The sequence below is a fragment of the Pseudonocardia sp. genome (assembly GCF_025965585.1).
In the GTDB taxonomy this organism is placed as follows: Bacteria; Actinomycetota; Actinomycetes; order Mycobacteriales; family Pseudonocardiaceae; genus Pseudonocardia.
In genome coordinates this window covers 1-20,401 of record NZ_JAOPWR010000034.1, presented here as the reverse complement: position 1 = coordinate 20,401, position 20,401 = coordinate 1, and the positions used below count along the sequence as shown (strand labels likewise).

General features: G+C 73.6%; 19 protein-coding genes. 6 read left to right on the top strand and 13 right to left on the bottom strand.

Annotation, left to right across the window (positions count from 1 at the left end; all coding sequences use genetic code 11):
- Positions 1 to 17: 17 nt before the first annotated feature.
- Positions 18 to 659 (bottom strand): class F sortase, encoded by a 642-nt coding sequence (locus JWR81_RS01700; RefSeq protein ID WP_297645818.1) that lies wholly within the window; start codon positions 657 to 659, stop codon positions 18 to 20.
- Between the two features lie 278 nt (positions 660 to 937).
- Here JWR81_RS01700 and JWR81_RS01695 point away from each other — a divergent pair, with 278 nt between their 5' ends.
- From JWR81_RS01695 to JWR81_RS01685, 3 genes are all read left to right on the top strand, one after another.
- Positions 938 to 1,351, top strand: coding sequence for a hypothetical protein (locus JWR81_RS01695; RefSeq protein WP_297645816.1), 414 nt, complete (start codon positions 938 to 940; stop codon positions 1,349 to 1,351).
- Between the two features lie 318 nt (positions 1,352 to 1,669).
- On the top strand, positions 1,670 to 2,095 hold the full coding sequence (locus JWR81_RS01690) for an SRPBCC family protein (RefSeq protein ID WP_297645814.1): 426 nt from the start codon (positions 1,670 to 1,672) through the stop codon (positions 2,093 to 2,095).
- Between the two features lie 80 nt (positions 2,096 to 2,175).
- Complete coding sequence (locus JWR81_RS01685; protein WP_297645820.1) at positions 2,176 to 3,144, top strand: carbohydrate kinase; 969 nt, start codon at positions 2,176 to 2,178, stop codon at positions 3,142 to 3,144.
- A gap of 105 nt (positions 3,145 to 3,249) precedes the next feature.
- Here JWR81_RS01685 and JWR81_RS01680 read toward each other — a convergent pair whose 3' ends face one another.
- The 8 genes from JWR81_RS01680 to JWR81_RS01645 form a co-directional block, all read right to left on the bottom strand.
- Positions 3,250 to 4,254 (bottom strand): glycoside hydrolase family 16 protein, encoded by a 1,005-nt coding sequence (locus JWR81_RS01680; protein WP_297645813.1) that lies wholly within the window; start codon positions 4,252 to 4,254, stop codon positions 3,250 to 3,252.
- A 333-nt stretch (positions 4,255 to 4,587) separates the two neighbouring features.
- Entirely contained in the window at positions 4,588 to 5,625 is a 1,038-nt protein-coding gene (locus JWR81_RS01675) for a PHP domain-containing protein (protein WP_297645811.1), read from the bottom strand.
- Positions 5,626 to 5,644: 19 nt separating this feature from the next.
- The gene (locus JWR81_RS01670; protein ID WP_297645808.1) at positions 5,645 to 7,204 is read right to left on the bottom strand and encodes a CHAD domain-containing protein; all 1,560 of its coding nucleotides are present in this window, start codon (positions 7,202 to 7,204) and stop codon (positions 5,645 to 5,647) included.
- A 43-nt stretch (positions 7,205 to 7,247) separates the two neighbouring features.
- A complete protein-coding gene (locus JWR81_RS01665) occupies positions 7,248 to 8,636 on the bottom strand; it encodes an AMP-binding protein (protein ID WP_297645806.1) in 1,389 nt (462 codons plus the stop codon).
- Positions 8,637 to 8,657: 21 nt separating this feature from the next.
- Positions 8,658 to 10,034, bottom strand: a complete 1,377-nt coding sequence (locus tag JWR81_RS01660; RefSeq protein WP_297645804.1) for an FAD-linked oxidase C-terminal domain-containing protein — start codon at positions 10,032 to 10,034, stop codon at positions 8,658 to 8,660.
- Between the two features lie 19 nt (positions 10,035 to 10,053).
- Positions 10,054 to 10,992: an FAD-dependent oxidoreductase gene (locus JWR81_RS01655; RefSeq protein ID WP_297645802.1), complete on the bottom strand. Its 939-nt coding sequence runs from the start codon at positions 10,990 to 10,992 to the stop codon at positions 10,054 to 10,056.
- A 249-nt stretch (positions 10,993 to 11,241) separates the two neighbouring features.
- On the bottom strand, positions 11,242 to 12,207 hold the full coding sequence (locus tag JWR81_RS01650) for an o-succinylbenzoate synthase (protein ID WP_297645800.1): 966 nt from the start codon (positions 12,205 to 12,207) through the stop codon (positions 11,242 to 11,244).
- A 93-nt stretch (positions 12,208 to 12,300) separates the two neighbouring features.
- Positions 12,301 to 13,761 (bottom strand): NAD(P)/FAD-dependent oxidoreductase, encoded by a 1,461-nt coding sequence (locus JWR81_RS01645; RefSeq protein ID WP_297645798.1) that lies wholly within the window; start codon positions 13,759 to 13,761, stop codon positions 12,301 to 12,303.
- 68 nt (positions 13,762 to 13,829) lie between these two features.
- On the opposite strand from JWR81_RS01645, the gene JWR81_RS01640 reads away from it, so the two are divergent.
- The gene (locus tag JWR81_RS01640; RefSeq protein ID WP_297645796.1) at positions 13,830 to 14,420 is read left to right on the top strand and encodes a TetR/AcrR family transcriptional regulator; all 591 of its coding nucleotides are present in this window, start codon (positions 13,830 to 13,832) and stop codon (positions 14,418 to 14,420) included.
- A complete protein-coding gene (locus JWR81_RS01635) occupies positions 14,417 to 15,154 on the top strand; it encodes a siderophore-interacting protein (protein WP_297645794.1) in 738 nt (245 codons plus the stop codon). Before JWR81_RS01640 ends, JWR81_RS01635 begins: the two co-directional genes overlap by 4 nt.
- 14 nt (positions 15,155 to 15,168) lie before the next feature.
- Here JWR81_RS01635 and JWR81_RS01630 read toward each other — a convergent pair whose 3' ends face one another.
- From JWR81_RS01630 to JWR81_RS01615, 4 genes are all read right to left on the bottom strand, one after another.
- Positions 15,169 to 16,305 (bottom strand): acyl-CoA dehydrogenase family protein, encoded by a 1,137-nt coding sequence (locus tag JWR81_RS01630; RefSeq protein ID WP_297645792.1) that lies wholly within the window; start codon positions 16,303 to 16,305, stop codon positions 15,169 to 15,171.
- Between the two features lie 27 nt (positions 16,306 to 16,332).
- Positions 16,333 to 16,986 (bottom strand): GntR family transcriptional regulator, encoded by a 654-nt coding sequence (locus JWR81_RS01625; RefSeq protein WP_297645790.1) that lies wholly within the window; start codon positions 16,984 to 16,986, stop codon positions 16,333 to 16,335.
- Between the two features lie 118 nt (positions 16,987 to 17,104).
- Complete coding sequence (locus tag JWR81_RS01620) at positions 17,105 to 18,706, bottom strand: NAD(P)/FAD-dependent oxidoreductase (RefSeq protein ID WP_297645788.1); 1,602 nt, start codon at positions 18,704 to 18,706, stop codon at positions 17,105 to 17,107.
- A 9-nt stretch (positions 18,707 to 18,715) separates the two neighbouring features.
- A complete protein-coding gene (locus JWR81_RS01615) occupies positions 18,716 to 19,618 on the bottom strand; it encodes an alpha/beta hydrolase (protein WP_297645786.1) in 903 nt (300 codons plus the stop codon).
- Positions 19,619 to 19,879: 261 nt separating this feature from the next.
- Between JWR81_RS01615 and JWR81_RS01610 the strand changes: the two genes are divergently transcribed.
- Positions 19,880 to 20,296, top strand: a complete 417-nt coding sequence (locus tag JWR81_RS01610) for a hypothetical protein (protein WP_297645784.1) — start codon at positions 19,880 to 19,882, stop codon at positions 20,294 to 20,296.
- Positions 20,297 to 20,401 lie beyond the last annotated feature (105 nt).

Sequence of the window (20,401 nt, the reverse complement as noted above, 5' to 3'; positions counted from 1 at the left end):
CCGTGCCGCGGTGGCGATCACCGCGTCGCTGCCGCTGCGCCCCCGCGGGCGGTGACCACGATGTTGTCGGCGTACTGCCGGGTGCGCCGGTCGAACGTTCCACCGCAGGTCACGATGACAAGTCGGGTCGGGCTGGTGGCGGCGAAAACGTCCGCGGGCAGCGCGGACTTGGGGTAGCCGCGCACGGACTCCACCGTCCAGTCCAGCACGGCACCGTCCGCAGTGACCAGCCCTACGGCATCGCCGGGCACCAGCGCAGCCAGCCTGAACAGCGCGCCAGGCCCGGCGGCTGCGCTGTCGACGTGCCCATCGAGGACCAGCGCCGCACCCGCCACGCCGGGGCGCCCACCTGCGGCCCACCACCCGATGACCTGCGGGTCATCAGGCACCCCGAGCTCGCCTGCGGCGGCCACGACCACCGGCACCACCCGGGCGTGCACTCCCAACACCGGCACGTCCAGCCGGGCCGGCGCCGCGCCAGGGCGCACAGCAGCGGCAGGCGAGGCCGCGGGGGCCGCGGATACCACGGCACCCGGCACAGGAATCGACGCGATGATCGGCACGGGAGGCAGCACGGGGGCGGCCCCACTCCCCGCGGTCAGCGCGCCGCACAGGGCGAGCAGCAGCCACCACGAGCCGCGGCGCAGGGAACCAGACATCACCGCGACTATCGCACCCCGCAGCCAATACCGGAACGAACGCGGAACGGCAGACGCCCACGCCCCTCCCCGGCTTTCCCGACCTTTCCCACGAAGGCGAAGCAAACGGTCTATTGACGCCACTTGAGTGATCCGCGAAGGTCGGCCCGCCGCCCCCGAACGGCGAGGAAGGACACGACGCGATGACCTACGGAACCGACGGTGGATATGGTTCGCCGCCGCCCAGCCCCCCGCCGCCTCCACCGCCGCCTGCGGGTGGCTCACCGCGCCGTTTGTGGATGTGGATCGTCGCCGCCGTGGTGGTCGTGATCGCGATCATCATCGGCGCCGTCTCGTGCAACTCGACATCGACACCGACCACCCCGGCCGCGGGCACCACGACCGCGACACCCACCACCTCCAGCAGCGCCCTCGTGCCCCCCGGTGGCTCACCCAGCACCACGGCCGGCCCACCCACCTCGGCACCACCGACCACCACCGCCCCGACCACCACGACACCGGGCCCACCCCCGAGCAGCCCACCGGGGACCATCACCGCGGCACCAACGCCGCGCGCGGTCAATGCCGGCTCGGGCGGCCAGGCCGACGACCGGGCACCGCTGGACGGGCTGGCGGTGCTGCTGGTCCTCCTCGCCACCGGCCTGCTGGCCGCGGTGATTCCGGCACTGCGGCGCCGCCCCCGTCGTCGCTGATCCGCGGTTCGTGTCCACAGGAAATCCGTGTACCAGGGCTGCTCGTGGAAGGTCGGTCCGACACCGATGACGGGAGCACGGCACACAACCTGAGGAGGCCGGAACCTGATGACCGCCACCGACACCGGCCCGACCGGAGCACGTCGTCCACCCCCGTCGACGGTGACGACGGCCCGTCCCAGCACCCGCACGTCACGGACTGGACGCCCTGGGTGCCGGTGTCGCAGATCTGGCCGACGGCGCTCGAGAGGCAGACGGTGGGCGCGCACAGCGTCACCGCCAGGCGCCCGGCGAACGCCACGGGGCAGGATGACACGCATGGGACAGGTGACGGCAACGACGCAGCGAACGATCGAGGCTCCAGCGGAGAAGGTGACGGCCGCGCTGGCCGACTACGAGACGGTGCGACCGCAGATCCTCACCGACGCGTACGGCGACTACCGGGTGGAGCCCGACAAACGCGTGCACTGGACGCTGCAGGCCACGAAGAAGCGCGTGCGCGACCAGCTCGTCAGCGTCGAGGTGGCGGGCGACCGGATCGTCGAGCGCGACGCCAACTCCAGCATGGTCACCACCTGGACCGTGGCCTCCGAGGACACGCACCGCAGCACCGTCACCGTCGAGACGGTGTGGAACGGCGCGGGCGGCATCGGCGGGTTCTTCGAGCGCACGTTCGCGCCGAAGGGCCTCGCTCGCATCCACGACGGCGTGCTGGCCAACCTGGACACCGCCGTCCGCAGCTGACGGCTGGCGCTCGGGACCCTCCGCCCAGCAGCATGACGGGCGGCAGGCAGTGGCCCGCCCCCTGACGAGAGGAGTGGGTCATCAGCACACCTGATGGGACGGGGATCGTCGCCGTCGCCGGTGAGGCCCTCGTCGACCTGGTCCCAGCGCCCGACCCCGCCTACTTCGAGGCCGCGCCGGGCGGGAGCCCGGCCAACGTCGCGGTGGGGCTGGCGCGCCTCGGCGTGCCGGCCCGCATGCTGGCCCGGATCGCCGACGACGTGCTGGGCAGGCGCGTGCGTGAGCACCTCGCCGGCAACGGCGTCGAGCTCGACCACGTGGCCCCGGCCGTCGAGCAGACGTCGATGGCGATGGTGTCGGTCGGCCCGGACGGCGCCCCCAGCTACGACTTCCGCATCGCGGGCACGGCCGACTGGCAGTGGACGGCCGCCGAGCTCGACGGCGCGCTCGACGGGCCGGTCGTCGCGGTGCACTCCGGGTCGCTCGCGCTCACCACGGCCCCGGGTGCCGCCGTGCTGCGCGACCTCATGGTTAGGGCGGCGGCCACCGCCACGGTCAGCTACGACCCGAACTGCCGCCCGCTGCTCATGGGAGACCCCGCGGACGTGCTGGTGGGTGTGCACGAGCTGCTCGCGGTGGCCGACGTCGTGAAGGTCAGCCGCGAGGACCTCGAGTGGCTCTCCCCCGGCAGGCTGCCCGAGGCCGTGCTGGACGACTGGCTCGGACGCGGTCCCGCGATCGTCGCCGTCACCCTCGGCGGTGACGGGGTGCTGGCCGGCACCACCGGCGGGCTGCGAACCCGGCGTCCCGGGGTGCCCGTCACGGTGATCGACACGGTCGGCGCGGGCGACACGTTCTCCGCCGCCCTGCTCGCGGGCCTGCACCGGCGCGGTCTGCTCGGTGCGACCGCGCGTCCGGACCTGCGCGAGGTCGACTCCCCGACACTCGACGCGCTGCTCGACGAGGCGGCGCTGGCCGCGGCCATCACCTGCTCGCGCCGCGGCGCGGACCCGCCCACCGCCGACGACCTGCGCGCGCTGCAGACGTAGGACGTGGGCAGGACGTAGGTCGTGGGCGGCGGATGACGGCCCCAGATCCATTCGTCACCCGCCACCCACGGTTCGTGGGTGCCCTCCTGCCCGGAGGGCACGGTCCTACCCGACGGTCACGGCGCCCGCGAGGTCGGCGGCCACGGCGGGCGTGTCGCCGATGTCGAGCAGGCGCGGGGCGCGTTGCGGGTAGTCGCCCGGCTGGCCGGTGGCGGGGTCGCCCGGCGCGAGCGACAGCTCCGCGGACTCGCTCTCGGGCAGGGCCCACTGCTTGGCCCAGTCCATGTGCATGGCCGTGCCGTCGCGGGCGTCGCCGAAGTAGTCCAGCTGCATCGTCATGGCCATCGGTCGCGGTGGGAAGTGGCTGGTCTCCGAGGTGGAGTACCACTCCTCGCCATCGACGTAGGTGGTGATCCGCTCCGGCGTCCACTCCACCGCGTACGCCGACCACTGCGTCGCGTCGTGGCGCACGGAGCCGGACTCCTGCTGGTTGTCCTCGCCGTAGTGCAGGAAGAAGCTGGTCTCCTTGCGGGACGGGTCGGAGATCTCCATCCAGTCGAGCTCGCCGCCGACCGGCCAGTCCTCGGCCACGGGCCAGAGCAGGAACAGCGCGTTGAGGCCGCCGCTGCCCTCGTCGGACTTCACGCAGGCCTCCCAGCGACCGTACTTCTGGCCGGGGTGCCAGCTCATCGCGCCGGTGGTGCCGTCAGCCGTCCCGGTGATCGTGACGTTCCCGTCGGCGACGGAGATCGCCTCGGGCGTCCGGGTGCCGTTGCGGGTGTGGCCGGGCTCGGGGCCGTACGGGTGCCAGTCGGTCGGCAGCGTGGTGCCGGCGAAGTCGGACTCGCGGGTCGGCGCGCCCCATCCGAGCTTCTGCGCGGCGGTCGCGGCGCACTCCGACGGATCGGCGGGATCAGCGGTGCCCGGGACGACGGGTGCGGTCGGGGACGACGGCGGGGTGGGCGGCTCGGTGGCGGCCTGCGCCGGCGTCACCTCGACGGCCAGCAGGGCGCAGGCCCCCAGCGTCGCCATCGCGTACCGCGACACAACCGGGCTCATCCGCACCGCTGACACCTCCTGCATCACCCGCACCAGAACGACAGGGGTCATTCCAGCCGGGATCCGTGTGCAGCGCGAGATCAGCCACCCGTTCGGATGGCGCCCATCGGGGTCGGCGTGTCGGGGAACCCGCCCGGCTGTGACGTTCCGTCGCCGCTCGGGGCGGCCTGTGCTCGCCGGAGGAGGACCGGGGCATTGCCCCGCCCGGCGACGACCGGCCCGAGGACCGGTCGTCGTGGGATCAGGCACCCTTGGACGCGAGGATCTGCACCGGGCGGATGTCGGGTGGCGGCGCGAGGAGCTCGCCCGGCGTCCTGGACGGGCATGACGCCACCGCGAGTCGACACGGCGACTCGGGCGGCTGAGTCGACACGGCGCCGCGGGTCAGCGCGACCGGGCGAGGAGGTTGTCCGCGGGGAGGGTGTTCAGCACGCGGTCGGCCGGCACCCCGCACCGGGCGGCGCGGTCGCAGCCGTTGCCCAGCCAGTCGAGCTGGCCGGGCGCGTGCGCGTCGGTGTCGATGGTGAAGTCGCATCCAGCCTCGACCGCGAGGCGCAGCAGGCGCTTGGGCGGGTCGAGCCGCTCCGGCCGCGAGTTGATCTCCACCGCCACGCCGTACTCGGCACAGGCGGCGAACACCGCGTCGGCGTCGAACTCCGACTCCGGGCGCTTGCGGTTGCCCGTGACCATCCGGCCGGTGCAGTGCCCCAGCACGTCGACGTGCGGGTTCGCGACGGCCGTGAGCATCCGCTCGGTCATCTCCGCCTTCGGCATCCGCAGCTTGGAGTGCACCGACGCGACGACGACGTCGAGCTGGGCGAGCAGGTCCTCGTCCTGGTCGAGGGCGCCGTCGTCGAGGATGTCGACCTCGATACCGGTGAGCACCCGGAAACCCGAGCCCAGCTCCTCGTTGAGCTCGGCGACCTGCTCGATCTGGGCGCGCAACCGGTCGGCCGACAGCCCGTTGGCCACGGTGAGGCGCGGCGAGTGGTCGGTGACCACCAGGTACTCGTGGCCCAACGACCGCGCGGTCTCGGCCATCTCCCACAGCGGCGAGCCGCCGTCGGACGCCTCGGTGTGGCTGTGGCAGTCGCCCCGCAGGGCCGTGCGCAGCGCGGCGGCGGCCTCGTCGAGCGGCGTCACGTGGGCGGAGGACGACACGGTGGCCTCGAGCCGGCGCAGGTAGACGGGCTCCTCGCCGGCCACCGACTCGGCCACGCACCGCGCCGTCACCTCCCCGACACCCTTGAGCCGCACCAGCTCGCCCGAGGCGGACAGCCGGGCCAGCTCGTCGGGATCGCGCCCGCGCAGCACGGCCGCGGCGCCGCGGAACGCCCGGACCCGGTAGGTCGACTCGTGCGCCCGCTCCAGCAGGAAAGCGATGCGCCGCAGGTCGGCGACGGCGTCGCGGGGTTCGGTCACGGGCCCGATCGTCGCACGCTCAGCGCATCCAGCGGCGGAGCTTCGGCGCGCGGGCCGCACTCCAGATCTGCACGAGCTCGGCCTCGATCGCCGCGGCCCGGGCCGCGTCGCGGCCGAACAGCACACCGAAGCTGAAGCCGTTCTCCCCGGCGGAGTGGGCCTGGGCGCCGAGCTCGCGCAGGGTCTCGCGCGCGACCACGGTGTCCTGGTGCTCGCCGAGCGCGGACTGCACGGCCTTCAGGCTCCGGGCGAACCGCTTCGCAGGCTTCCCCGCCACCGGACGCGCGACGGCGGTGGCGTAACGGAGCCGCTTGGCGGCCTTGCGCGCGGTGTGGATCGCGACGTCGCGGTCGGCGCCCTGAACGGCCGGGTCGGTGGCGGCGGCCACCGCGCGGTCGAGCCTGCGGGTCCGGCGGGCGACGAGCGGCGGGAGCACCTTCGCCGCCTTCCCGGAGGCCTGCTTCGTCAACGGCGGACGCTCGACCAGCTCGTCGAGGCCACGGCGCAACCCGATGTACGCCTGCCCGTCCAACGCGCTCAGCACGGCCGCGTGGGCCTCGGACTCGGCGCGCGCGAAGTAGCGCGTTACCTGCGCCTGGACGGGGCCGAGCACCAGCCTCGGGTCCAGCGACGCGAGGCCCTCGGTGATCCGCTCGCGCTGCACCTCGGCGTCACGGGCGGGGGCCAGCTGCCGGGCCAGGGCGCGCAGGGCGTCGACCAGCGGGTCGGTGCGCTCGCGGTCGAGCAGCGGGCGGTAGGCCTGCAGCGCGCTGCGCAGCCGGCGGGCGGTGATGCGGAGCTGGTGGACGGCGTCGGGCTCCCCGCGGCGGACGCTGAGGTCCTGCGCGGCGAGCCGTTCGACCTGCACGGAGAGGTGCTCGTGCAGCACGTGGCCTGCCGAGCCCTTCCTGCCCGCGGGGCGACGGATGGCGGCCCTGCCGGGGCGCAGCAGGCGGTCCAGCTCGGCCTCCCCCGCGGGCGCCGCCGGAACCAGGCCGATGCCGGCGATGCGGTCCTCGATGGCCGCGACCAGCGTTGCGTCCGCGGCATCGACGAGCAGCGAGACCTCGGTCCAGGCCTCGACCTCGGTCGAGCGGCCCAACGTGGCGAGGGTGATCTCGTCGTGGACGACGGTGGCGAGCGGCCGGCCGTCGTCGGCGGTCAGGCGGGAGATGGTGCGCACGGTCCGGACCCGTCCGGCCGGGCGCACCGCCCGCTCGCGCGACGCCCCGCGGATCAGCTCGTCGAGCTCGTCCGGGACCACCGGGGCGACGCCGGCGTCCGGCGGCACGGGCACGCGCAGCTGCTCGGCGGTGTTGCCGTCGGGCAGGTCGAGGTGCCACTGCGCACTCTCGGTGGCGGGCACGTCGGCGCCGCCGCGGCGCAGGGTCAGCGCGATCCCGGCGGCGGTGAGGCGGCGGTCGTCGGTGTCGTGGCGCTCGGTCTCGAGCACCTCGGCGGGCGCGACGTCGACGCGCTCGACGCCCGCCAGCCCGGCGAGCCGGGGCGAGCCGACACCGGCGCGTCCGCGAAAGGTCCGGGGGCTGCTGACGGCAGTGCGTTCCGGTGCGGCGGTCACCCGTTCGGGGTGCCCGGTCAGCAGGATCTCGAAACGCGCGCCGTCACTCGCGGGGCAGCCGTGCCTTGACGACCTTGCCCATGTCGTTGCGCGGCAACGCATCGGCGAACCGCACCTGTCGCGGCCGCTTGTGCGGGGCGAGCAGCGCGGCGACGTGGTCGATGAGCTCCCGCTCGCCCGGCGCCTCGCCAACGGGCACGACGAAGGCGACGATCCGCTCGCCGAGGTCCTCGTCGGGCACGCCGATCACCGCGGCCTCGGCCACGCCGGCGTGCTCCAGCAGGGCGTTCTCGATCTCCCCGGCACCGATCTTGTAGCCGCCGGACTTGATCAGGTCGGTGGCGCTGCGGCCCACCAGCGCGAGCGCGCCCGACGCCGTCCAGCGGCCGATGTCGCCGGTGGCGAACCAGCCGTCGGCGGTGCGGGCGGCGGCCGTGGCGTCGGGGCGGTTGAGGTAGCCGTCGAACAGGGAGGGGCCGCGCACCTCCACAGCGCCCATGTCTCCGTCCCCGGCGATCCGCACCTCGGTGCCGGTGAGGGGCTTCCCGACCGTGCCGGTCTCCGGCTCGTCGGACGCGCGGGCGGCGGTGAGGATCAGCGTCTCGGTCATGCCGTAGCGCTCGCGCACGGCCAGGCCGGTGGCCTTCTGCAGCCGGGCGTGGTCGACGGCGGTCAGCGCCGCGGAGCCGGACACCAGCAGCCGCGACCGTCCCACCGCCGCAGCGGCCTCGGGATCGGCCTCGAGCTGGTCGGCGAGCCGGTGGTACTGCGTGGGGACGCCGAACACGAGCGTGGCGCCCGACGCCGCGAGCGTGCCGGCCTCGAGGGCGCCGAGGTGGTGCAGCGTGCCGCCCCGGCGCAGCGGCCCGAGCACCCCGAGCACGAGCCCGTGCACGTGGAAGAGCGGGAGCGCGTGGGCGAGCAGGTCGTCGGCCGTCCACTCCCAGGCCTCGGCGAGCGCGTCCAGGTTCGCGGCCACGGCACCGCGGGAGAGCACCGCGCCCTTGGGTGGGCCGGTGGTCCCGGACGTGTAGACGACGAGCGCGGGCGCCGTCGGCGGGGGCTCGTCGCCGGGGACGGTGCCCGTGGCGTCGAGATCGACGTCGACCCGGGGCAGGTCGCCGGGCGCGGGCGCCCCGGGGGCGGCAAGCACCAGCTCCGGCGCGGAGTCGGACAGGACGTGGGCCAGCTCCCGCTCCCCCAGCTTCGGGTTGAGCGGCACGGCGGTGACCCCGGCGAGCAGCGCGGCCACGATCCCGACGGCGGTGTGGATCGTCGGTGTGGCGTGCAGGGCCACCCGGGTGCGCCCCGCGAGCTGCACCGCGAGCGCAGCCGCGGCCGAGGCCAGCTCGCTGTAGGTCAGCTCGCGGTCGGGGAACCGGAGCGCGACGCGGTCGGGCGGGTCGAGCAGGGCGGGAAGCAACGGGGTCACCCGTGCATCCTCGCCCGGTACTCAGCCGATCGCCTTGCCGGGGTTGAGGATGTTCTGCGGGTCCAGCGCCGCCTTGATCGCCCGCTGCATCGCCACCACCGCCGGTCCCAGCTCCCGCGCCGCGCCGGCCCGCTTGAGCAGGCCCACGCCGTGCTCCCCCGTGACAGTGCCGCCGAGGTCGATCGCGGCGTTCACGATGTCGTCGAACGCGGCCTGCGCGCGGATCCGGGCCGCGTCGTCGCCGTGCGGGGTGAGCAGCAGCGGGTGCAGGTTGCCGTCGCCCGCGTGCGCGACGGTGGCGATCGTCGTGTCGTGCCGCACCGCGATCTCCTCGATGCGCGTGAGCATCTCCGCCAGCCGTCCGCGGGGCAGGCAGACGTCCTCGGTCAGCATCGCCTCGCCCCGCTGCTCCAGCGCGGGGTAGGCCAGCCGCCGGGCGTCGAACAGCGCGTCGGCCTCGACGGCGTCGGTGGAGAGCATGGCCTCCTTCGCCCCGGCGGCCACGAACTCGTCGTGGATGGCCTGCGCCACCTGCTCGGCCGCGGGCTCGGGCAGGTCGGTCTGGGCCAGTAGCAGCGCGGCGGCGTTCTCGGGCAGGCCGGCGTGCTTCCAGTCGTTGACGGCCTTGAGGCACACGCGGTCGACCAGCTCGAAGATCGACGGTTCGATGCCCGCCGCCGTCACGCGGGAGACGGCGTCGCCGGCCTCGGCGAGCGAGTCGAAGAAGCCCACGACCGTGCGGGGCTCGGTGGTCCGCAGCGGTCGCAGCTTCACCGTGATCTCGGTGATGACGCCGAGCGTGCCCTCCGACCCCACCATCAGCCCGGCGAGGTCGTAGCCGGCCACGCCCTTGGCGGTCCGCCGCCCGACCCGCACCACCTCGCCCGCCGCCGTGACGACCTCGAGCGCGAGCACGTAGTCGCGCGTGACCCCGTACTTGACGCAGCACAGCCCGCCGGCGTTGGTGGCGACGTTGCCGCCGATGGTCGACCAGGGCGAGCTCGCGGGGTCGGGCGGGTACCAGAGGCCGTGCTCGGCTGCGGCGGCGCGCAGCACGTCGTTGACCACGCCCGGCTGCACCACCGCGAGCCGCTCGGCCCCGTTGATCTCGACGATCTCGCGCATCCGCTCCAGGCAGAGCACCACGCAACCGTCGACGGCGTTGGCCCCGCCGGACAGCCCGGTGCCCGCCCCGCGCGGCACCACCGGGATGCCGTGGCGCGCGCACGCCGTGACCACCGCGGCGACCTCGGCCGTGGTGGTCGGCCGCACGACCGCCACCGCGTTCCCGTGCTCGGCCCACTCCGCCTCGTCGTGGAGGTACGTGGCCACCACGTCCGGGTCGGTGAGCACCCGGTCCGGGGGCAGGTCGGCGAAGAGGTCCACCGTCGCAGTCATGTGCTGACGGTAACCCGAATCACCCCAGTCGCCGCGCGATCTCCCGGCCGAGCATCGTGCCCGAGCGCCACGCCGTCTCGACCTTGGACACGCCCCAGCCGTCCCCGGCGAGGGCGGTGCCGTCGTCGCCGAGGTGGAAGTCGCGGTCGCGCTTCCCAGCGGGTGAGGCGAAACGCCAGCGGCGTGTGTGGGTCCACACCGGCTCGACACCCACGTCGAGCAGGCGGCGGAGCATGTCGAGCATCGCCGGGACCGCACCGCCCGGGGCGGCGTCGTGGCTGCGGGCGACCTCGGCGGTGGAGTGCAGCACGAGCACCGGGGCGCCGTCCCCACGACGGTCGCCGTCGTCGGCGACGAGGGACAGCACGGGGTTGTCGTTCACGAACGCGGCGGGCAGCGCGGGCCACTGCCGCGACTCCCAGCCGGCCGCCACGGCGATCACCGGTCGCCACTCGCGCCCTGCCAGCTCCGCGGCCGCCTCGGACGAGGGGTCGACCAGGCGCAGCGCCTGCGGGTCGGGCATCGCCAGCACGACGACGTCGGCGGGCTCGCCGTCGACGACCGGCCCGGGACCGACGTGGGACACGGGGTGGTCCAGTTCGATGTCCAGGCCGCTCGCCATCTCGGAGACGAGCGTGCGCAGGCCGCCCGGGGCGGCCCAGCGGACCGGACCGGCCGAGCGCCCCCGGCCGTCCCCGTCGAGGACGACGAGCTCGGAGGTCCAGGGGCGCGCCAGCCCGGCGGTGCGCCACCGGGCGACCACCTCGGCGAACTCCGGGTCGCGCACGGTGAAGTAGGCCGCGCCGAGGTCCACGGGCCTGCCCTTGATGCGGCGGCTGGCCATCCGGCCGCCCACCGCGCGACCGCGGTCGAGCACCCGCACGGGCACGCCCGCGGCCGTCAGCTCGACGGCACACGCGATCCCGGCCACCCCGGCCCCGACCACCACCACTCCCACGGCCGGCACGCTAGAGCCTGGAACCCGGCCGGGCGACCCGACTCGAACCGTTCGGGCCAAGTGCTTCACGCCACCGTCCGACTTGTCCACTCCCCCGCGGGTCGACACGAACTGCAGCGCGGGTCGACACGGATCGGCGTGCGACAGATGGCCCGCCGACGCTGCCCACCGCATGTCGGCGCCCGGACCAGGGCTACGAGGTGCGGGGGGTGGCGATCGTGGGCCGTGAGCGCGGCAGAACGGGCCGACTCAGCCGCCGGTTCGTGTCGACCCGCGCTGGACGCGGGCCAGCCTCGCCTCCCACCACGCCGCACGCTCCGGGTCGGCGGACAGCCCCTTCCACCGCGTGGGCTCGGGTGCCGTGCGCAGGACCGGCAGCCAGCCGTCGACGGGCAGCAGCGGGTCGTCCACCACATCGGCGGTGAGGAGGGCGCCGGTGCCCAGGCCGCAGGCGAAGTCCAGCTCGGGCAACGCGGCGGCCAGCGCGATCTCGCCGGCCAGCCCCACGCTCGTCTGCAGGGCCGACGACACGATGCACGGCAGCCCGCACGCCTCGGCCACGGCCAGCGCCCGCCGGACCCCGCCCAGGGGCGCGCACTTGAGCACGGCCACGTCGGCGGCCCCCGCCACCGCGACGCGCAGGGGGTCCTCGGCGCGGCGGATCGACTCGTCCGCCGCGATCCGCACGTCCACCCGGCGCCGGACGGCGGCCAGCTCCTCGATGGTCACGCACGGCTGCTCGACGTACTGCAGCCCGCCGGCGGCCTTGTCCAGCGCGCGGATCGCGGTGACCGCCTCGTCCACGTCCCAGCGGGCGTTGGCGTCCACGCGCACCTCGCCCGTGGAGCCCAGCGCGTCGCGGACCGCCGCCACCCGCTCGACGTCGTCGCCCAGTGAGCCGGGCTCGTCGGCCACCTTGACCTTGGCGGTGGCGCACCCGGACGCCGTCACGATCACGTGCGCGCGCTCCGGGGACACGGCCGGGACGATGCAGTTGACCGGCACCCGGTCGCGCACCGGCCGGGGCCAGCCCTGCTCGGCCGCCTCCAGCGCCGCGGCCAGCCAGGGCGCGGACTCGTGGTCGTCGTACTCGGTGAACGGGCAGAACTCGCCCCACCCCGCCGGGCCCTCCAGCAGCATCCCCTCGCGGACGGTGATGCCGCGGAACCGGGTGGTCATCGGGATGGCGTAGACGTGGGAGCGCACGCCCCGCACGGTAGGCCCCCGGCTCGTCCTCGCAGACCCTGCTACCACCTCGCAGGGACTGCAAACCCTACGAGGTGGCCGGAACCTCTGCGAGGACGGCGGTCAGGCCACCAGCTCGTGGTCGGCCGGGTTCACCTTCCGCGTGCGGCGGCGGTAGTCGAACGTGTAGCCGGGCCAGAGGGTGCGGTTGCGGCCGTCGGCGTCGAGGTACCAGCTCGCGCAGCCGCCGGACGTCCACACCGTGCCGTCGAACCGCCTCTGGATCCTCGCGTTGAAGGCGTCCTGGCGGTCGCGGCGGGTGTCGATGGCCGTGGCGCCGGCGTCGTCGATCACACGCAGCGCGTCGAGGATGAAGCTGGTCTGCGACTCGATCATGTAGATCATCGAGCTATGCCCCAGCCCGGTGTTGGGGCCGATCATGGTGAAGAGGTTGGGGAAGCCGGCGACCGTCGTGCCGAGCAGGCCCTCGGGCCCCTTCACCCACACGTCGTCGAGCTTGACGCCGTCGCGACCGGTGAACGCGACGCCCTCGGCCATGCCCTCGCCGACCTTGAATCCGGTGCCGAAGATGATCGTGTCGACCTCGTGCTCGACGCCGTCGGCCGTCACGACGCCGGTCGGGGTGATCTTCACGACCTTCTCCGTGACGACGTCGGCGTTGGGCTGGGCGAGCGACGAGTAGTAGTCGTTGGACATCAGGATGCGCTTGCAGCCGATGGTGAAGTCCGGGGTGAGCTTGGCCTTGAGATCGGGGCGCCCGGCGAACCTGCGGTCGAGGTAGCCGCGCGCGACCTTCTCGATCACCTTCATACGCTTCGGGTTGCGGAAGCCGCCGACCAGCAGCTCGTTGCGCGCCCACACCATCGCCCGCGTGGCCTTCTGCACGACCGGGGCCGCGCGGTAGATGCGACGCATGACGGCGGGGATGTCGCGGTCGGGCTTGGGCAGCACCCACGGCGCTGTGCGCTGGAACAGCGTCAGCGAGGCCACCTGCGGCTGGATCTGCGGCACGAACTGGATGGCGCTCGCGCCCGTGCCGATCACAGCCACGCGCTTGCCGCGCAGGTCGTGGCCGTGGTCCCAGCGCGACGAGTGGAACGCGGTGCCCTCGAAGGAGTCGAGCCCGTCGATCTCGGGCACCGACGGGATGTGCAGCGGCCCCGTTCCCCAGATGACGACGCGCGCGTGCACCACCGCCCCGTCGGCGGTGCCGACGGTCCAGCGCGAGCCGTTCCACTCGACGGTGCGGACGTCGGCGCCGAAGCGGATGCGGTCGCGCAGGCGGTAGCGGTCGGCCACGTCCTCGAGGTACGCGCGGATCTCCGGCTGGCGGGCGAACAGCCGCGTCCAGTTCGGGTTGGGGGCGAAGGAGAACGAGTAGAGGTGGCTCTGCACGTCGCAGGCGCAGCCCGGGTAGGTGTTGTCGCGCCAGGTGCCGCCGAGACTCTCGCCCTTCTCCAGGATCAGGAAGTCGTCGCGACCGGCCCCGGCCAGCCGGACGGCCGCCCCGAGGCCGGCGAAGCCGCTCCCGACGATGGCGATGTCCACGGTCTGCTCGCTCATGTCACATCCTCCGCTAGGTTACCGGCGGTAAGTTACCACGAGTAACTTACCTGCGGTAGGGTCTTCCCGTGGAGACCAGGGCCCCCCGCCGGCGCGTCGGACGCGCGGAGCGTGAGCAGCAGATCCTGGACGCGGCGCTGTCGGTGTTCTCCGAGCGTGGCTACCAGAACGCGTCGATGGACGTGGTCGCCGAACGCGTCGGCGTCACGAAGCCGGTGCTGTACACGCACTTCGGCTCCAAGGACGGGCTGCTGCTGGCGTGCATCGCGCGCGCCCGGGCCGAGCTGCTGGAGGTCACCACGGTCGCCGCCGCCTCCGCCGACGGCCCGGAGGAGATGCTGCGCCGCGGCACGAAGGCGTTCTTCGACTACCTGGAACGCCAGGAGCCCGCGTGGACGCTGCTCTACTCGGAGTCGACGGTGGCCGGCGAGGCACTGGAGGGCATCCGCGCGCAGCAGACCGACTTCATCGCCGCGCTGCTGGCCACGCAGGCCCCCGACGCCGACCCGCAGCGACTGGAGGGCTGGGCGCAGGTCATCGTCGGCGCGTGCGAGCGGCTGGCGATCTGGCGGGGCAGCAACCGTTCGGTCACCAGCGAGCAGGCCACCGAGTACCTGATGGACCTGGCCTGGACGGGGCTCGCCAGAATGGCTCCGTGAGTACGACGGCACCTCGGCTGCTCCAGGTCCGGCGCAGCGAGCGCATCACACCGCGCATGATCCGCGTGACCCTCGGCGGCGACGAGCTCGCCGGGTTCGGCGGTGACGGTCCCGACCGGCGGATCAAGATGTTCTTCCCCGTCCCCGGGCAGGAGCGCCCGGCCGTCCCCCGGGCGATGTCCGGCGGCCCGGTGTGGCCGGCGGGCGAGGCGCGCCCGGCGATCCGGACCTACACCGTCCGCCGGTTCGACGCGGGTTCCGGCGAGCTGGACGTCGACTTCGTGCTGCACGAGGGCCACGGCCCCGCCGCCGCGTGGGCCCGCGACGCCCGGCCGGGGTCCTGGGTCGGCGTTTCGGAGCCGGGTGGGCACTACGAGCCCGATCCGAACGCCGACTTCCACGTCGTCATCGGCGACGAGACGGCGCTCCCGGCCGTCGCCACCGTCCTCGACGCACTGCCCGACGGCGTGCCCGCGCTCGCGTTCCTGGAGGTCGCCGACGCGGCCGAGGAGCAGCCGCTGCCCGCCACCGTGACGTGGGTGCACCGCGGCGACCGCGAGGCGGGGGCGCCGCTGGCCGAGGCCGTGCGCGCGGCGGAGTTCCCCGCCGGCCGGGGCCAGGCCTGGCTCTCGGGCGAGTCGGCGTGCGTCAAGGACCTGCGCAAGCACCTGCTCGACGACCGCGGGATCGACCGCCGCGCCGTCTACGCCACGGGGTACTGGCGCGCCCGCTGAGCGCGGGCGGGACGCTACAGCAGCTTCCAGATGATCTCGTTCATGATCTCGTTGGTGCCGCCGCCGATGCCCAGGATCCGCGCGTCGCGGTAGTGCCGCTCCACCTCGTGCTCGCGCATGTAGCCCATGCCGCCGAGCAGCTGGACGCACTCGTGCACCACCGCCTCCACGCACTTCACGGCGGTGTTCTTGGCCATCGCGGTCTCGCGGAGCATCCCCTCGCCGGCCAGCCAGCGGCTCGTGACCGTGCGCGTGTAGGTGCGGGCCACGTCGATCTCGCGGGCCATCTCCACCATCTTGTGGCGCACCACCTGCCGCGCCGAGAGCGGCTTGCCGAACGTCTCGCGCTCGCGGATCCAGGTCATCGTCAGGTCGAAGCAGCGCTGGGCCGTGGCGTAGGCCTGCACGGCCAGCGAGAGCCGCTCGCTCTGGAACTGCTGCGCGATCTGGACGAACCCCGAGCCCTCGGCGCCGACGAGGTTCCCGGCCGGCACGCGCACGCCCGCGTAGGACAGCTCGGCGGTGTCGGAGCAGAGCCAGCCCATCTTGTCGAGCTTGCGCGACACCGCGAACCCCGGCGCCCCCTTCTCGACGACGAGCAGCGACACCCCGCCGTGCCCGGGCCCGCCGGTGCGCACCGCGGTGGTCACGAAGTCGGCGCGCACGCCCGAGGTGATGTAGAGCTTGGCCCCGTCGACCACGTAGGAGTCCCCGTCACGGACGGCCTTCGTGCGGATGCCGGCCACGTCGGAGCCGCCGTCGGGCTCGGTGATGCCCAGCGCGCCGATCATCTCCCCCGCAAGCGTCGGGCGGACGAACCTCTCGATCAGCTCCGGATCCCCCGCCGCGACGATGTGCGGCAGCGCGATGCCGTGGGTCAGCAGCGCCGCCACGACCCCGCCCGAGCCGCCGGACAGGATGATCTGCTCGGCCACGAGGAAGCCGTCGATCGCGTCACCGCCGCCCCCGCCCACCGCCTCCGGGTACGCGACGCCGAGCAGCCCGACCGCCGCCGCCTTCTTGTGCAGCTCCCGCGGGATCTCGCCGTCGCCCTCCCAGCCGGCCAGGTGCGGCACGATCTCCGCCTGCGTGAAGCCGGCGACCAGCTCGCGCAGCGCGCGGCGCTCGTCGGTGAGCCACGGGTCGGTCACGCTCGCACCTCCGGAAAACTGCTGACCTCACGGCGGGTCGAGCGACATCTGCTCCACCCGTACCCGGTAGTCACGGTAGATCCTGCGGTAGCGCTCCAGCGCCCCGGTGCGGTCGTCGGCGTCGAGGAGGGCGAGCGTCTCGCGGTAGCCGTCGACCCAGATCTGCCAGACGTCGCTGTCGGCCGTGAGCGCCATCAGCCGGAGCGTGCGGGCGACCACCAGGTCCACGTGCGTCTGCAGCTCGCGGTTACCGCTGGCCGAGATCGCGATCGTGCTGAAGTCGGCCCCGGCGGCGCCCGCGGCCGTCGTGTCACCGGCCGCGAGGTGCCCGACGAACTCCGCCAGGCGCGCGCGCATCCGGTCGCGGTGCGACGCGGTGAGGTGGTCCAGGCCCCACTCGACCCCCGCGCAGGCCAGCACACCCATCACGTCGATGAGCTCGAGCGCGCTCTTCTGGGTGACGTGCGTGACGCGCCGGACCCGGTTGGGCGCCACGTCGACCAGGCCCTCGGCCGCCAGCTGCGCGATGGCCTCCCGGATCGGCGTGATCGACACCCCCAGGCGGGCCGCGACCTCCGCGTCCTTGAGGACCGTCCCCGCAGGCAGGGTGCCGTCGACGATCTCGCCGCGGAGCAGGCGCAGCACCGCCTCCTTGCGACTCGGCGGGACGGCGAAGGACACGGCGGCGCTCCTGGGAGGTCGGTCGGAGGCCGCGATCGTAGGGTCCGCATCCGTTGGGCCCGCCGGCCGGGCACGTCGTCGGGCCCGACCGGCGGAGATCGTCACGGACCGGTCGCGGTCAGGCGGGGATCAGCGAGAAGCCCTCGTACTCCTTCGCCGCGACGTCGTCGCACTTCTGCCGGTACACGCCCACGCCACCGATGTAGGCCATGAACACCCGCGGCTTGCCCGGCACGTTGGAGCCCATGTACCAGGAGTCGGCGGTCGGGTAGAGCGTGTAGTTGCCGACCTCCTCGACGTGGCGCACCCACGCGTCCTCGGCCTCGGGCGTGGCGTCGATGGCGGCGAGGCCACGCTCCCGGACGAAGGCGATGCAGTCGGTGATCCACTCCACGTGCTGCTCGATCGACACCATCATGTTGCTCAGCACCGACGGGCTGGACGGACCGGTGATCGTGAAGAGATTGGGGAACCCGGCGACGGCAAGGCCGAGGTAGGTGCGAGGGCCCTCGCCCCACTTCTCCACCAGCGCGACGCCGTCCACGCCGCGGATGTCGATCGCGGCCAGTGCGCCCGTCATCGCGTCGAAGCCGGTGGCGAACACGATGGCGTCGAACTCGTACTCCTCCTCCGACGTGCGCAGCCCCTTCTCCGTGATCTCCACGAGCGGGGTCTTCCGCAGGTCGACGAGCCGGACGTGGTCGGCGTTGAACGTCTCGTAGTAGCCGCTGTCCAGACACGGCCGCTTCGTGCCGAACGGGAACGAGCGCGGCGAGAGCGTCTCCGCGACCTCCGGGTCCTTCACGATCGCCCGGATCTTGGTGCGGACGAACTCGGCCGCCGTGTCGTTGGCCGCCTTGTCAGTGATCATGTCGGTGTATGCGGTGAGGATGCCGACGAGACTGCCCTGGTCCCATCCCGCCTGGTAGGTGGCGGTGCGCTCCTCGGAGGCCACCTCGAGCGCCGACTGCGTGGCCTCCGGCACCGGCACCCCGAACCCGGACGTGCGCTGCGCCTCCCGCCACGCGCGGTAGTCGGCCTTCATGGTGGCCACCTCGTCGTCGGTGAGCGGCCGGTTGCCCGCAGGCATCGAGAAGTTCGGCGTCCGCTGGAACACCGTCATCTCCGACGCCTGCTTCGCCATGATCGGGATCGACTGGATGCCCGACGAGCCGGTTCCGATGACTCCCAGCCGCTTGCCCGTGAAGTCGACGCCCTCCTTGGGCCAGTGCCCGGTGTGGAACGTCTCGCCGCGGAACGACGCGATGCCGGGCACCTCCGGGGTCTTCGACGCCGAGAGGCAGCCCGTCGCCATGATCACGAACTGGGCGCTGACAGTCTCGCCCCCGTCCGTGGTGACCGTCCAGCGGCCGCCGTCGTAGACCGCGGAGAGGACGCGCGTCTCGAAGGTGATGTCGCGACGCAGGTCGAACCGGTCGGCGACGTGGTTGACGTAGCGCAGGATCTCGGGCTGCGTCGGGTACTTCTCGCTCCAGGTCCACTCCTGCTCGAGCTCCGGGGAGAACGAGTAGGAGTACGACAGGCTCTCGACGTCGCAGCGCGCGCCGGGATAGCGGTTCCAGAACCACGTGCCTCCGACGCCGTCACCCGCCTCGAAGACGCGCGTGGTCAGGCCGCGCTCACGGAGCCGGTGGAGCTGGTAGAGGCCGGCGATCCCGGCCCCGACGACCACGACGTCGACCTCGGTGGATGTAGACATGCCCGCCCCTCAGGCCTGGACCGGCGTCAGGTGGCGGTCGACCTGTTCGACGACGTAGTCGACACCCGCGGCGCTGCCCGGCAGCACGTTGACCATCGTGAAGAAGCCGTGCATCTGGCCGGCGAAACGGCGGTGCTCCACCTTCACGCCCGCCGCCCTCAGCTTCTCGGCGTAGGCCTCGCCCTCGTCGCGCAGCGGGTCGTGCTCGGCGGTGAGAACGACGGCCGGCGGGAGACCGGCCAGGTCGGCGGTCTGCAGCGGCGAGGCGTCGGTGTTGGCCCGCGAGGCCGCGTCGGGGGCGTAGTGGTCCCAGAACCAGATCATCGCCTCGCGCGAGAGCAGCAGCTGGTTGGCGGGGTCGACGTAGCTCGCGGTGTCGACGTCCGCGTCGGTGACCGGGTAGACGAGCACCTGCAGCGCGAGGTCGGGGCCACCCTCGGCCCGGGCCCGCTGGGCCACGATCGCTGCGAGGTTGCCGCCCGCGCTGTCGCCGCACACGATCAGCGGGACCTGGGAGCCCGCGATGTCCTCCACCCGCTCGGCGGTCCAGCGCAGCGCGGCCCACGCGTCGTCGGCCGCGGCCGGGTAGCGGTGCTCCGGCGCGAGCCGGTAGTCGACGAGCACGACCGCCGCACCCGTGCGGACGGCGAGCTGCCGGCCCAGGGTGTCGGTCTCCTCGATGTTGCCGATCACCCAGCCGCCGCCGTGGTAGTAGACGATCACGGCTCGTGGGGCGCCCTCCGGCACGAGCACCCGCACATCGAACGAGGAGCCGTCGGCGTTCTTGATCGTCTCGTCGGAGGACCGCGCCACAGCGGGGCCCTCGCCGTACAGGTCGCGCAGCATGCCGCCGAGGCCGCGAGCCTCGTCCGGCGTCATCTCGTGCAGGGGCTTGGCCCCTGATGCGGCCATCTGTGTCAGGAAACCTGCCGTTGCCTCGTCGAGCGCCACTGTCCACCTCGTCGTGGAGTAGGTCGCCGGCCACAACTGTGGCCTGCGCCATACACGATGCGCGATGCATCCTGTATCCGTCCATCCGCCGAGCGGCGCAACGGCGAATGTGTCAATGATGATTGGCGCGTTACGTCGACGGAAACCTCCCGCTCACCACGGCGAGGGGTGTGGCCCGTCCACGTAGCGTTCGGAGGAACCCACCTGCTCGAAGGAGACACCGTGCCCGGACGCCGCGCCGCCCGCCGCGACACCACCACCCGTGAGATCACCGGCTGCACCGTGACCGTCTGCCGCGGGTGCTGCTGCGGCACCGTCGGCAAGCACCCCGACGTCGACCACGCCGGGCAGGTCGAGGCGTTGCGGGCCGGGATCGGCGACGCCGGCCGCGTGCGGGTCAGCGACTGCCTCGACGCGTGCGAGCGGTCGAACGTGATGGTCGTGGGCCCGTCCCCCGACGGCAGGCGAGCCGGAGCGAAGCCCACGTGGCTTGCCGGGGTGCTGCACCCCGACACCGTGGGCGACGTGGTGGAGTGGGTGCGCGCCGGTGGGCCCGGTGTGGAGGACCCGCCCGGCATCCTCGACCTCTCGACCTTCGCCCCCTCGCGCAAGCAGCGGCAGGAGGCCGGCGAGCTCTGAGCCTGCGTCGCCCGCCTGACGACCGCGCCCCGCCCCGCGCGCGCCGGGTGCACGACGCGCCGGGGCGGGCTCCGTCCGTCAGCCGCCGGCCGCGCCCACCCCGTC

What these genes read in the sequence shown, in the direction of transcription:
- JWR81_RS01700 (WP_297645818.1), bottom strand. Translation starts at nt 659, where the DNA reads ATGTCTGGTTCCCTGCGCCGCGGCTCGTGGTGGCTGCTGCTCGCCCTG.
- JWR81_RS01695 (WP_297645816.1), top strand. Translation starts at nt 938, where the DNA reads ATGTGGATCGTCGCCGCCGTGGTGGTCGTGATCGCGATCATCATCGGC.
- JWR81_RS01690 (WP_297645814.1), top strand. Translation starts at nt 1,670, where the DNA reads ATGGGACAGGTGACGGCAACGACGCAGCGAACGATCGAGGCTCCAGCG.
- JWR81_RS01680 (WP_297645813.1), bottom strand. Translation starts at nt 4,254, where the DNA reads ATGACCCCTGTCGTTCTGGTGCGGGTGATGCAGGAGGTGTCAGCGGTG.
- JWR81_RS01660 (WP_297645804.1), bottom strand. Translation starts at nt 10,034, where the DNA reads ATGACTGCGACGGTGGACCTCTTCGCCGACCTGCCCCCGGACCGGGTG.
- JWR81_RS01645 (WP_297645798.1), bottom strand. Translation starts at nt 13,761, where the DNA reads ATGAGCGAGCAGACCGTGGACATCGCCATCGTCGGGAGCGGCTTCGCC.
- JWR81_RS01620 (WP_297645788.1), bottom strand. Translation starts at nt 18,706, where the DNA reads ATGTCTACATCCACCGAGGTCGACGTCGTGGTCGTCGGGGCCGGGATC.
- JWR81_RS01615 (WP_297645786.1), bottom strand. Translation starts at nt 19,618, where the DNA reads ATGGCCGCATCAGGGGCCAAGCCCCTGCACGAGATGACGCCGGACGAG.